Here is a 12,572-nt window from a genome sequence, read left to right as displayed (position 1 = left end):
ACAACTCAAGTTGGACGGGTATTTCTTTATGTCTAAAATATTTTACAATGCCTTTGAAAAGAAAATCATATCTAGTGCACGAATGCCATTTTCATAGATTGGCTCTGGGTAATTACTGAAAAAATCTTTTTCAATGGCTTCCATACGAAAACCTGCTTTTTGATAGAAGGCAATATTATCAATACTAGAATTTGCAGTACCAACTATTATCGTTTGATATCCTTGTGATTGACAAATGGTTGTTATTTGTCGCAGTGCTTCTTTCCCAAGTCCTTTACCTTCATACTTCGGTACAATCGCTATATTTTTCAACTCAACTGTTGAATCAGACTGTTCAAGAAGTAACGCTACGCCCGCTAACTGCTCACCACATTTAATCTCGTATAATTCACCGTCATTTAAATATTCTCGAACAGCGACTTCACTTTCATCAGCTAATAATAATTGTGGCAAATAGTCTTCCCTTACACCTTCCACTTTCTTTAAGGTTGTACGATATTGAACAAAATCTTCGCGCTCAAAAACATTTAAAACACACGGCTGCTTTTCTTTAATCTCTAGCCATGAATGCTCTTGCGGAAAATCATTCTCAACTCCTAATCGAATAAAAGACAACTTTTCCTGTGCCTTTTGTGAGCGTATATTGACCTTTCTAGCTCCTGCAAAAACACGCTTTAGCCCTAACTCAAAGAATGCAATATCTAAGATTGCAACTTTTGCTTGAAGATTATAGCCCTTTCCCCAAAACTCATGGCCCAGCCATGAGCCAATATGACAACTCTTTTTATTGTGATCAATAAACATTAACGCCGTCACACCAATCAGTTGCCCTTCCTCATCTAAGACAACACGAGGGACTGTCTTTCCAGCTTCTTCGTCCACACATTCACGTTTAATAAAATTAATCGTATCTTCCACTTTGCCAGCAGGTAACCCTAATGCATCTCGAACCTGTGGCATAGAAGACAGTGCATGCATCGCTTCAGCATATTTTATATCGTGTCTCACTAAAGTTACTACCATATGCTATTCTCCTTTTAACATGATTAACAACGGACTGTGTAACATCCTCTACTAACATAATGAAGTTATTTCATCCATTTATTTATATATATTTCTTCTGAAAATCAATTATACGTTAGTTGCCAGGATACACCAAAACGATCCTGAATCCAGGCGAATTTCTTAGAAAATCCATAATTATTAAGTGGCATTAAAGCTTGTCCACCCTCTATAATTTGAGCAACTAGACTGTCGATTTCTTCTTCAGACTCACATTCCATAAAAATAGAAGTTGACGGTGTAAATGTAAAGTTATGCTGTATTACACTATCATTCACCATCATTTTTAAACCTTTTAAATGAAGAACAGCCATCGCAATCTGTTGTGAGTTTTCCATGTAAGTTAAGCTTTCCACCTGTAATTCTGAAAACCATTGTTGATATTGCTGAATAGCTTCATTGGCTTGTCCCTGAAACATTAAAAATGTAGTGGCACTTTTCATTTATTTAACTCCCCTTCATATTTTGTAATCCATTGTGCTGGTGTCATTTTCGCAACAAGCTCACCTATTAATTCATACGGAATATTTTTAGTGCTTGTAAAACGAATACAGCTTTTCCCCATATTAAGTTTCGTCGGTACTCGTTTCGCATACTCCTCTTGGAACCACGAGAGTAACGCTTGATCTGCATAAATGCCCATATGATAAACTGCAATATGGCGTTTCTGTGCAGCAAGACTTATAAAGGGCAAGGGAGTATTCGGCGTGACATGATAGCCCTTCGGATAAGTAGTTAGTGGAACAACATAGCTTACCATGTCATAATACATGCTTTCTTCAAAACCCTCTGGTAAATTGCTTTCTACCACATCCACAAGTTTGGCAAAACTCTCCCGCCATTTTTCATCCACTTGCTCAATATATGAGTTCTTCATTCTCTGCCCTCTTTTCAACATAGTAGTGTGTGTTTTTATTAATTAGAAAACTCATTCCATAACATAGAATTGATTTCCGCTCCGACTAAATATTTAATCGCTCCGCTACATAATAAATCCTAATTGCTGTCTTATTTCACAAACTAGGCTAATCATAGGATTGCCAATTACAATGAATATAGCATCATTTAAAGGAATCAATAAAGCCTCTATGTAATTTATGCTTTACCCTCCGCCTTTGCTTTTCGGTATAATTCCTTTGTTTTGTAGCCTAATCTAATAATTTCGCGCATCTCCTCTAAACGTGCTACTTGCGTCTCTTCCTTTTTTGCACTATAGATATATCGGGCCCAGTCCTTTTGATAACCCGGTGTTAATCCATCATAAAATATTAAATCATCCGGATTTTCCGCAAGTGAATCACGCAATTGAGGAATCATACCTTCATAGTCACTAACGCACTGACTACTCGCTGTCTTCTTCTTGCCGCGTCCCTTGCCATCTCTCTTTATACTTACTATAGAAAATGTCTCATCTAATGACATAAGACTTGCAAATTTATAATCACTGCCAACAATGTATTTTTCCTCGTCCACTTGAATTGCTGGGAAGATTTCATCGCGGTGGATAAACTGATCATACTTCTTATTACCTTTTTTCGGATAAACAAAAAATAAATAACCTTGTTCCGTAAGAGTGTTTAACTTTAGTACATTTTGTAAATACGTTACCATTTCATCAATAGTAAACACAAAGGCAATTATTCGATCATGAGGTGCGTTCCCTGTTTGAGCTATTCCCTCTAATTGCATCTCCTCTGGTTGATTATGAATGGCAATGGATAGTCCATCCTTAATTTTAAATTTCTTTTGCATAGTTTTGACACCTCTTCTAATTATCAATACAATTTTCTCTTAGTTTTGATAGTATAGCTGATTTAGTGCCATTTTCGTACAAAAAAACGCTCGAATATTCTCGAGCGTTTAAGATTGAGATAAGCTATTTAATTTTTGTAGCCGTAACTATCCCTCTAATAATCGGAATGGCCATTACAATTAACACCGCTGGTAGAAACCACCAACCAAGACTCTCTGCCTCTCCAAGTGCAATACGTACCATTTGGAATGATATAGCTGTAAATATAATTAGACAAAGGTTTTTTATTTCATTCAATATTTTTCGGCTATTTAAATAAAATGCCTCTACATTACTTTCATTTAAGCGTGCTGGGTAATTATGAATATGTGGAATTTTTTCAAGGAGCCCTAGTAATATCCACAGCAATATTCCGATAAACGGAAGGATGAGTAACTCTATTTTCGAACCCCACCGATTAACTTCTCCTGCACCATTAAAATGACCTGGAATCTTTTCGGGTAGTTGGCCCCACATTACAATAATATAAAGAATGGACAGTACAAATAACCCGCCACCGATGAAATCCCAAATTTTTTCATATCTTGTTTTCGGCAATTTCAAAATTGGCCTATACATCTTCCCACATCCTTACTTGTTCCTTTATTCATTTTACGTTACTACAGTTCAATTAGTTTCAAATTTATGCAAATTGTCATAATTTTCGAGATTCACAGGTAACTATCCGCCTTTACTTACTGTAAAAAAGCGAATCATTCAACTTTTTTATCATTCTACCCGCGACTAATTACCTTATTACCCCTTTTACATATTGTAAAAATAATCACAATACTTTGTAAAATTCGTATAATCTGATATAAATGGTATATACATATTTCACTTTTTTGTAACATTTCTACTAAATTACTGAGAAAGGAAACAACAACTATGCGATTTACTATCTACAAGAAGTTAGTACTCGGTTTTTTTATTGTTATTTTAGTATTAGTTGGAACAATCGGATTAAATTTTAAACAGCTTAATGCAGTAAACAAAACATATCGTGTGTTACTCGAAGAACAAACAACTAAATCTATTAGTATTCAAGAGCTACGCACAATTGCTAAACAAGAAATTATAAATATCAGAGGTTATCTATTACTTGGTAACGAGCAAAATTTTCAAAGTAATACGGCTTCACGTGAAGAATTTAAAAAGAAATATGATGAATTAAAGGCTTCGTTCGATTCTCAAAAATCTATTGAGTTATTAGAGGCAATCAATAAAAGCGAGCAAGATGTCCAACAGTTCGCAGATCGAATGTTTTCATTAAAGGCTGCTGGAGAAACAGAGCAATACGAAAAGCTTGATAGTACACAAGGCCGCCTACTTATTAAACAATTCGATAACCGTGTGGCTAACCTTGCTAACTACCAAGATGAATATATAAAAGGGCAAATAGCTGCTACATCAAAAGAAATACAATCCATTAAATTCCAAATGATTATTCTTGGCGTTTTTGCCGTCGTCATTAGTCTGATAATTGCTATGGTCATGGGAAGCCTTATCTCCCGCCCTATCAAAGGTATGGCAAAAGCTGCGAAAAAAATCGCTGATGGCGATTTAACAGCTGAGCAAATTCACATTAAAAATCGTGATGAGGTAGGTGATTTAGCACTTGCCTTTAATCAAATGGCAACAAATTTAAAGGATCTTATTACAAATGTACGTCATAACACCGTGCAAGTAAGTGGTTCTGCTGCTGAATTAACTGCAAGCGCTGAACAAACAATCCAAGCGACAGAACAAATTACTTCCTCTATACAAGAAGTTGCAAGTGGCTCCGAGGCCCAAGGAAAAAATGCTACTGAAAGTTCAGCAGCTATGAAAACTATGACAAAAGGCATTCAACAATTGGCTGCGACGACAGCTGCCGTTTCAGAGCTTGCTATAGAAACAAATACTGAAGCTAATAACGGAAATGAATCGCTACACCGTGTTATTACACAGATGGACACAATTAATTTAGCGGTTTTAGAATCGGCTAGCGTCGTGAAAAATTTAGGAAATCATTCCATTGAAATCGGAAATATTATTAGTCTCATCACAGACATCGCTGAGCAAACAAATTTACTAGCATTGAATGCTGCAATTGAGGCAGCGCGTGCAGGGGATCATGGTCGCGGTTTTGCAGTAGTTGCGGATGAAGTAAAGAAGTTAGCGGAGCAATCTAAGCAATCTGCTGAACAAATTGCAAGTCTGATTTCAGATATACAACAGGATACAAACCGTGCCGTAACTGTTATGGATACTGGTACACAAGAGGTAAAAGTCGGTATGCAAGTTGTAAAAGTAGCTGAGGAAGGCTTCTCAAAAATCGTTGAACTGATCGAACAAGTATCCCACCAAATTCAAGAAGCAACAACAGTTTCAGAAGAAATGTCATCGAGTGCTGAGCAAATTTACGCATCCTTCGATGAAATTGCAACAATCGCACAGATGTCTTCTTCAAATCTACAAAATGTAGCTTCTGCTTCTGAGGAACAACTAGCGACTATTGAAGAAGTTGCCGCTTCTGCTGCCACACTATCAAACATGGCCGAGGAATTACAAACACAGGTTTCGCGTTTTAAGGTGGATTAAGGAATTTGGTAAAGTTTCTATAATAGCTAATTATCAAAACGTGGGGTTGATTTCCGTTCCGACTAGGCGCTTTCCTGGGGGCGTCCGATGAGCCGCTTCGCTGCAGGGTCTCGGGCCAACACGATGTTGGTCACGAAGGCGTTATCACAGGACGTGATAACGCCTTCGTTCCTCTATTGCTGATCCCCAAGGAGTCGCCTAACCTCCACTCCAATAACTTGAATACATTGCATGCATTTTAACAATATTATGCCTCGAAGCACCACGACTATAGTTAAACGTATGAGCTGTTTTCAAAGTATCTACCTGGTAAAATACAGAAAACCATTGATTCTATGAGTGCAAAGTCAGCTCATAAAACAAATATATTTATCCTTTTCTTTTTAAAAACCAAAATAGTATAGCTACTATGAAAAGAACAAATGGTGTGAGTCCAATATATTTAAAAGTATTTTCTGCTCCTAAAAAATAAAATGCTATAGGCAAAAATGAAATTGTACTAATCAGCATAAAAACCCAAGACTTTTTAAAAATACCTACTATTAACGTGACACCAGAAATGAAAAACGAGAGCTGCCAAAGGAACAAAATTGTGTTAGGATCTACCATATTACCTTCTCCTTTTTAACATCTTCCTATATGAGAACGGACTCTGATTATCCATAGATGGTATCTATCGATGACATTCATTGTATGTGTACTGGAGTCTTCGATCTATGAAGGATTCCCAATACAAGTAGCACAGGAATCTAATCAGTTAAAGCCTCTTCTTTGTACTTTTCATTTAGCACACTTAACATCTTAATTATTGCCGTCTCCTCACTTGATACTTGTAAAGATGCAATCTCACGTACTTTATGTTCACCTACACAAACGCTTTCTTTCGCCTTTGCAAACATGGACGCATCATTCGCATCATTACCAAACGCGACAAATTCACCTTCAGCGATACCTAGCTTCGTCAGGCCACTCCATTTATCTATGCCGTTCGGGCTCATATCTACAATATTTTCGGATGTATGTTCATATAACGAGATTGGTAGTTTTTTTAGCTCACCTACGATTTCTTTGCGTTGCTCTCCAGGAAATAATACAACTTTCACTATAGCCTTCAAATCCTGCAATGACACGTTTTTCGCAAGCTTTAGCGGATCTAAATTTTGATAAATTGGATGTACCTCACTTCCTGTATATGCATAATCCCAATCACCGTCTATTAAATACGGCAATCGAAATGCTGAAATAATATTTTGAATCTCTTCTACAATTATTGCTTCAAATGCTGTTACTTCAATAATTTCTCCGTTCCGTGCAACAAATGCACCATTTCCCCCAACCATTGAAAATTTTCGCATTGTTTCAGGTAATACTGGTAGTAAATCACGAATCGGACGAGCTGATGCAAAAATGATTTCATGCCCGTTTTCGATGCAAGCTTCTAGAGCATTAGTAATTCCCTCACTTAATGGTTGGCCCTTAAAACAAATCGTACCGTCTAAATCAAATACAAATTTCATAGTCACGCCTTCTTTCTAAACTGTTAATTACCTCCTTATTATCTCATAAATATTTACATTGATTGTGAAAAATAATGATTATCCCCATAACATGGAGTTGATTCCCGTTCCGAGTGGGCACTCCGATGAGACAAAATTAAGAGTACTTTTTTATCATTATCAAACGATTGATCATTGCCTCAACATAAGACAGAAAAAATATAATTTTTAGAATTTTATTGACAAATTAAAAATACCCAAGTATCATTGCTTTCAACAACACATTATTGTAGGCCAAGATTGGAAATAGTAGAAATGCAAGTGTACTTGTAGAGAGTCGGTGGTTGGTGCAAACCGATAGGCACACATTTTGAACTCGTCCATGAGCCACTCCCTGAACTTTAAGTAAGGGACGTCGGTTTCCTCCGTTAACGGGATAGACAGTGATGGCTGTCGATAAGGGGACTTTTTCTGTCATGAGAAAGTCAATTAGAGTGGTACCGCGAGCATAGACTCGTCTCTATATTTTTATATAGAGGCGGGTTTTTTTGTTTTTATTTTATTGGCCTAGGTGTGGATTTCGTCTCTATTGTGCAAGGCAGAGACTATCAATATAATGACAACTACTACAAAAGGAGTGTTTGAAAATGGGAAGAAAAATTTGGGTGTTTGATACAACTTTACGTGACGGCGAGCAAGTGCCTGGTGCAAAACTGAATTTATACGAAAAAGTAGAGATTGCACAGCAACTCAAAAAATTAGGCGTCGATATTATCGAGGCTGGTTTCCCGGCTTCATCACAAGGAGATTTTGATGCAGTTAAAGCTGTCGCACAAAAAGTTGGTCATACAAATGACATTATGATTACTGCTTTAGCACGTGCTGTACAGGCAGATATTGATGCTGTTTATAACGCTGTAAAATACGCTGAAAATCCGATGATTCATATGGTGCTTGGTACTTCTGATATTCATGTTGAGAAAAAATTTAGCAAATCCAAGGATCAAATTCTACAAATTGGCGTTGATGCAGTAAAATATGCGAAAACTCTTCTACCACAAGTCCAATATTCAACAGAAGACGCATCTCGCTCTGATTTTGAGTATCTTTGGAAGACCATTGAAGCTGTGATGAAGGCTGGCGCAACAATGATTAATGTACCTGACACAGTAGGCTTTGCAGAACCAGAAGAGTTTGGAGCGATGATTTATAAACTAAATGATCGTATGAAAAACTTAGACGATAGCGTTTTGTTAAGTGTTCATTGCCACAATGATCTTGGTATGGCAACTGCTAACACGCTTGCTGCGATTAAAAACGGCGCAGATAAAGTAGAATGTACGATTAACGGCATTGGTGAACGCGCAGGAAATGCAGCATTAGAAGAAGTCGTTATGGCGTTGAAAACACGCGGCTCTGTTTACAATGCTGAGACCCGTATTAACACAAGAGAAATTATGAATACGTCTCGTCTCGTTTCAAGCTTTATGGGCTTAGACGTACAAGTAAACAAAGCGATTACTGGGGATAATGCTTTTGCCCATTCATCTGGTATTCATCAAGATGGCCTTCTTAAATCTCGTGATGCCTATGAAATTGTCCATCCAGAAGATGTAGGTCTAGACGATATGGAGTTAGTCCTAACAGCTCGCTCTGGGCGTCACGCGGTGAAAAATGCCCTTGAAAAACTGGGCTTTTCAAATCTTTCAGCGGAGGAATTCGAAGGAATATTCGAAGGTTTCTTGAAGTTAGCAGATGCAAAGAAAGAAGTTTACGATCACGATTTATATGTTATTGTTGAAAGCTATTATGAAAAACATGACGCAAACAATGCCAATGCCACTCATTACAGTGATCAATTCTTCGACTTCGGTGATCTACAAGTCGTCAGCAACGCAAGCTTCCCTTCAGCAAGCGTGAAAGTATGTAAAGGTGGCGAAGTATTTAAAGCAAGTGCAGTTGGCTCAGGTCCAATTGATGCCCTATATTCAGCCATCGCAGAAATTACAAACATGGATGTGAAACTTGTAGAATATAATATCAATAGCGTTTCTCGTGGTAAAGAAGCGCTTGGAAAAGTAAAAATTACAATCGAGCATGAAGGTGAAAAATATATCGCAAAAGCTGCAGATACAGATATTTTAAAAGCGAGTGCGCTAGCTTATATTAATGCGATCAATAGTATCGTTGTTGCTAAATTAACGCCTGTTATGAATTAAATAGTTGAAAGCAGTATGACACTATTGAGTCATACTGCTTTCATTTTCTCTATCGACTGCCATCTACTAACTTTCGATATTCCTCTTCAATTAATTCAACATCAAGACGTTCAAACAATGGTGTCACTTCACTAATGCTTGTCGGTAAGTCCACTTGTTCATGCCACTTCACTTCTTTGATTCCCAACATACCCCTCACCTTCTCAGCTGAAAACGGTAAAAATGGATGTAACAGTTGTCCAAGGTTAGCAATGATATAAACACACGTTGCCAGTGTTCGATTTCCAGCATCAACATTCTCTTTCACCTGTAACCATGGCTGCTGCTCGTCAAAATAACGATTAGCCGCACGAATGTATTCAAAAATAACCTCTAAAGCTTGTTTAAAATGACCCGCTTCTATATGAATACCAACATCATTAAATAGCTGAATGGTTTGTTCTCGAATAGTGGCATCTATTTCGACTTGAGGTACTTGACGATCAAACGATTTTTCTAAAAACTTCAATGTTCGATTGACAAAATTACCATAAGCACCAAGTAATTCGCCATTATGACTATAAATAAATTCTCGCCAAGAGAAATCCGTATCGCGATTTTCTGGCGCATTCATTGTTAAAAAATATCGAATGGAATCTGCATCGTATCGACTCAAAATATACGGCACCCATACCGCCCAGTTTTGGCTCGTCGATAATTTTCGTTTTTCTAATGTTAAATATTCGTTCGATACAATATGTGTAGGTAAGGCCTTTGCCCCTATCCCCATAAGAATGGCTGGCCATATAACTGTATGGAACGGGATATTATCTTTACCATGCACATAATACGATATCGTTTCTTCATTCCACAAATCTTCAATCGCTATTTGATGTTGCTTCGCCCATTCAAAACTCGCTGTTAAGTAACCTGCTACTGCTTCAATCCACACATATATTTTTTTGCCTTCAAAACCTGGTACGGGCACATCGATACCATTTGGCAAATCCCTCGTTACAGCGCGGTCAGGGACCCCTTCTGCCAAGTAACGTTCTGTTAAACCTAAAGCATTGTCTCGCCAGCGTTTTTCCGCCTTTGCCTCCGCTAAATAAGTCTCCAACCTCCCTTGAAACTGACTAAAAGCAAAATAAAAATGTTCTGTCTCCCTGATAATTGGCTCATTCCCACAAATTTTACAGCGCTTATCAATTAAATCGAGCGGGTCTAAAATGGTTGAGCAATTATCACATTGATCACCACGCGCCTTCGCACCACAGTTTGGACAAATCCCCTCTACAAATCGATCAGGCAGAAACTGCTTGTCCGTTTCACAATAGGCTTGTTCAATTTTCTTTTTGTATAAAAAATTGTTCGCTAGTAGCTGTAAAAAAATCGTTTGAACAGATTCATGATGGTGCTGCGCATCTGTTCGCGTATACAAATCATAAGTAAATCCTAAATCATTGAAGCATCTTGTAAATTCCTCGTGATAATGATTAGCAATTGCTTCCGTTGTCGTGTTTTCCTGTGCAGCCCGAATAGAAATCGGCGTGCCATTACAGTCACTTCCCGAAACATATAAAACCTTCTCGCCCTTTTGTCGGTAATATCTAGCCAAAATATCACCTGGTAATAATGCGGCAACATGCCCTAAATGCAAAGAACCATTTGCATATGGCCACGCGCCTCCAATAACAATTGTCATCCTAAGTTGCTCCCCTCTAAAATCTGTAAAAAAGTGTATATCAATTACGCCTCGGCGTAATTGCCGCTGACGCTTCGCTTTCGCGCAGATAAACAATGCGTCTGGATTTTGAATTGTGCTAGCACAATTCTTCCTTTTAAAATCCATGACATCCGCCGGAGGCTTTATCTTTATTCAGGTAAGCCCTGAATGAAGATAAAAAAAACGCCCTAATCAAAAATTGATTAGGACGAGTATACCCGTGTTACCACCTATATTTACAAATAGCTCACACTATTTGCCTCCATCAGTGCGTCTCATTTCAAATTTCAATGAGAGATACTGCCGCTGTTATAACGAGTGCCCATCTCGTCGTAATCTACTCGCAAACTTGCTTTCGGTACGAAGCTCAAAGGTCATTTTCAAAAGGGATCATTTACCTCATTTCCACCAACAGAGGCTCTCTATATAATGTTTCTCCAATTTACTTTTCCTTATCAATGCTTTTACTATAGATTTCCACCCATTTTACTCTTTCTTCTTTTAAATTGCAATGCACGTCGATAAATATCTGAAAATTCGCGATAAGACAAAAAAGTTGGGTGATAAATCAGAGAATGTAGTCGATAAAATTTTATCCTAGCTTTAAATCAAGTAGCTCATTTAAATCATCGATGACTATGTCTGCTTTCTGTAATTCTGTGTCCTGCGCAAAGTCGAAACGTACACCAACAGAGAGTAACTGATTGTCATGAGCTGCCTGAATATCAGAAGAACGATCTCCTACAACTGCTCCGCGTTCAATGGCATTTTCCTCGATGACCTTTTTCACTAAATCAGATTTATGACCGCTCGAAATGGACTGAATACTATATGTATCTTTGATAAAACGTTGTAATTGATAGGTTTCTACTATTGCTTGCAAATACTCTGTTTGCCCATTACTGGCAATGAATAAATTATAGTTTTCTGCCAACGTAGCAAGTGTTTGCTCTGCATTTGGATACAATGCGCCCTGGCGATTACGTATTTGTTCAATAAGCTTAACATGGAATAATGCGTTGCTTTCTTCACGTGTCTCTAGCGTGTGCATAGGACATAACGTTGCCCAGACAACAGGTAATGGAACCCCCATAATTTCACGGTATTTCTCTATTGGTGTTTCTCCCTGCCACAAGCCCTTTGCACGTAGCACATCGAACGTTGCCGACAGTGCTGGCTCTAATATTAGATTTGTTTGAAATAAAGTACCATCCATATCAAAAATAATAGCTTTTTTCATAAAATCACCCCTTCTACTATTATTTCATTTTCCCAATCATTAGACATCAAAAAACTCCATATGCATTTTTTCCTTCTTATAGTAGTCCAATCGGTCCTGTAAAGTCCCTGTATGAAATTCGAATTTATGACCATCTAGATCCGTGAAGTAAATCGATTTTTTATCTCGTACATCTCTTCGTCTGCCTTCCAAAATGTTGACATTATAATGGACTAGCTTTTCATACATTTTGTCAAAATCGTCCTCCTGGATAGAAAACGCTATATGTGTATAGGATTGATGTATGTCATTGCGTGGGATATCCTTTTCTACATTCAGGGCAAGCCACAGCCCATTTGCATCTAAATAGGCTGTAGTTCTACCCTTCACTAATAATTTTGCGTTAAAAACCTTTTCATAAAATGCGATGGATTCCTCTAAATTTGAAACTGAAAATAATAAATGATTAATATTCTGGATTTTCATGCGTGTACCC

12 protein-coding genes and 2 other annotated features are annotated in these 12,572 nt (G+C 37.7%); of the genes, 2 read left to right on the top strand and 10 right to left on the bottom strand.

Annotation, left to right across the window (positions count from 1 at the left end):
• Nucleotides 1–42: 42 nt before the first annotated feature.
• The 5 genes from ACIQ7T_RS10145 to ACIQ7T_RS10125 all read right to left on the bottom strand — a co-directional run bounded on the left by ACIQ7T_RS10145 (nucleotide 43) and on the right by ACIQ7T_RS10125 (nucleotide 3,433).
• Entirely contained in the window at nucleotides 43–1,023 is a 981-nt protein-coding gene (locus tag ACIQ7T_RS10145) for a GNAT family N-acetyltransferase (RefSeq protein WP_370077084.1), read from the bottom strand.
• Nucleotides 1,024–1,127: 104 nt separating this feature from the next.
• Nucleotides 1,128–1,505, bottom strand: a complete 378-nt coding sequence (locus tag ACIQ7T_RS10140) for a VOC family protein (protein ID WP_370077086.1) — start codon at nucleotides 1,503–1,505, stop codon at nucleotides 1,128–1,130.
• On the bottom strand, nucleotides 1,502–1,939 hold the full coding sequence (locus tag ACIQ7T_RS10135) for a DUF1801 domain-containing protein (protein WP_370077088.1): 438 nt from the start codon (nucleotides 1,937–1,939) through the stop codon (nucleotides 1,502–1,504). The genes ACIQ7T_RS10140 and ACIQ7T_RS10135 overlap by 4 nt, the downstream gene beginning before the upstream one ends.
• 218 nt (nucleotides 1,940–2,157) lie before the next feature.
• Nucleotides 2,158–2,814: a YdeI/OmpD-associated family protein gene (locus ACIQ7T_RS10130; protein ID WP_370077090.1), complete on the bottom strand. Its 657-nt coding sequence runs from the start codon at nucleotides 2,812–2,814 to the stop codon at nucleotides 2,158–2,160.
• 124 nt (nucleotides 2,815–2,938) lie between these two features.
• Entirely contained in the window at nucleotides 2,939–3,433 is a 495-nt protein-coding gene (locus ACIQ7T_RS10125) for a DUF1648 domain-containing protein (protein ID WP_370077092.1), read from the bottom strand.
• 309 nt (nucleotides 3,434–3,742) lie between these two features.
• Between ACIQ7T_RS10125 and ACIQ7T_RS10120 the strand changes: the two genes are divergently transcribed.
• A complete protein-coding gene (locus ACIQ7T_RS10120) occupies nucleotides 3,743–5,437 on the top strand; it encodes a methyl-accepting chemotaxis protein (RefSeq protein ID WP_402870077.1) in 1,695 nt (564 codons plus the stop codon).
• Nucleotides 5,438–5,806: 369 nt separating this feature from the next.
• Here the strand turns inward: ACIQ7T_RS10120 and ACIQ7T_RS10115 are convergent, their stop codons facing one another.
• Both ACIQ7T_RS10115 and ACIQ7T_RS10110 read right to left on the bottom strand, forming a co-directional pair.
• Nucleotides 5,807–6,046: a hypothetical protein gene (locus tag ACIQ7T_RS10115; RefSeq protein ID WP_370077096.1), complete on the bottom strand. Its 240-nt coding sequence runs from the start codon at nucleotides 6,044–6,046 to the stop codon at nucleotides 5,807–5,809.
• Between the two features lie 140 nt (nucleotides 6,047–6,186).
• Complete coding sequence (locus tag ACIQ7T_RS10110) at nucleotides 6,187–6,954, bottom strand: HAD-IIB family hydrolase (protein ID WP_370077098.1); 768 nt, start codon at nucleotides 6,952–6,954, stop codon at nucleotides 6,187–6,189.
• A gap of 266 nt (nucleotides 6,955–7,220) precedes the next feature.
• Nucleotides 7,221–7,458 (top strand) — a binding site (T-box leader).
• Nucleotides 7,459–7,580: 122 nt separating this feature from the next.
• Here ACIQ7T_RS10110 and ACIQ7T_RS10105 point away from each other — a divergent pair.
• On the top strand, nucleotides 7,581–9,152 hold the full coding sequence (locus tag ACIQ7T_RS10105; protein ID WP_402870073.1) for a 2-isopropylmalate synthase: 1,572 nt from the start codon (nucleotides 7,581–7,583) through the stop codon (nucleotides 9,150–9,152).
• Nucleotides 9,153–9,201: 49 nt separating this feature from the next.
• Here the strand turns inward: ACIQ7T_RS10105 and metG are convergent, their stop codons facing one another.
• The 3 genes from metG to fosB all read right to left on the bottom strand — a co-directional run bounded on the left by metG (nucleotide 9,202) and on the right by fosB (nucleotide 12,562).
• Nucleotides 9,202–10,836: a methionine--tRNA ligase gene (gene metG, locus ACIQ7T_RS10100; RefSeq protein ID WP_370077102.1), complete on the bottom strand. Its 1,635-nt coding sequence runs from the start codon at nucleotides 10,834–10,836 to the stop codon at nucleotides 9,202–9,204.
• A 222-nt stretch (nucleotides 10,837–11,058) separates the two neighbouring features.
• Nucleotides 11,059–11,325: a binding site (T-box leader), on the bottom strand.
• A 124-nt stretch (nucleotides 11,326–11,449) separates the two neighbouring features.
• Nucleotides 11,450–12,097, bottom strand: a complete 648-nt coding sequence (locus tag ACIQ7T_RS10095; RefSeq protein ID WP_370077104.1) for an NIF family HAD-type phosphatase — start codon at nucleotides 12,095–12,097, stop codon at nucleotides 11,450–11,452.
• 39 nt (nucleotides 12,098–12,136) lie between these two features.
• Complete coding sequence (gene fosB, locus ACIQ7T_RS10090; RefSeq protein WP_370077106.1) at nucleotides 12,137–12,562, bottom strand: metallothiol transferase FosB; 426 nt, start codon at nucleotides 12,560–12,562, stop codon at nucleotides 12,137–12,139.
• Nucleotides 12,563–12,572: the final 10 nt, after the last annotated feature.

This window comes from Lysinibacillus sp. NPDC096212, assembly GCF_044763105.1.
In the GTDB taxonomy this organism is placed as follows: Bacteria; Bacillota; Bacilli; order Bacillales_A; family Planococcaceae; genus Lysinibacillus.
Note: the sequence above shows the minus strand (reverse complement) of the source record. Positions and strands in the feature narration are given on the sequence as shown.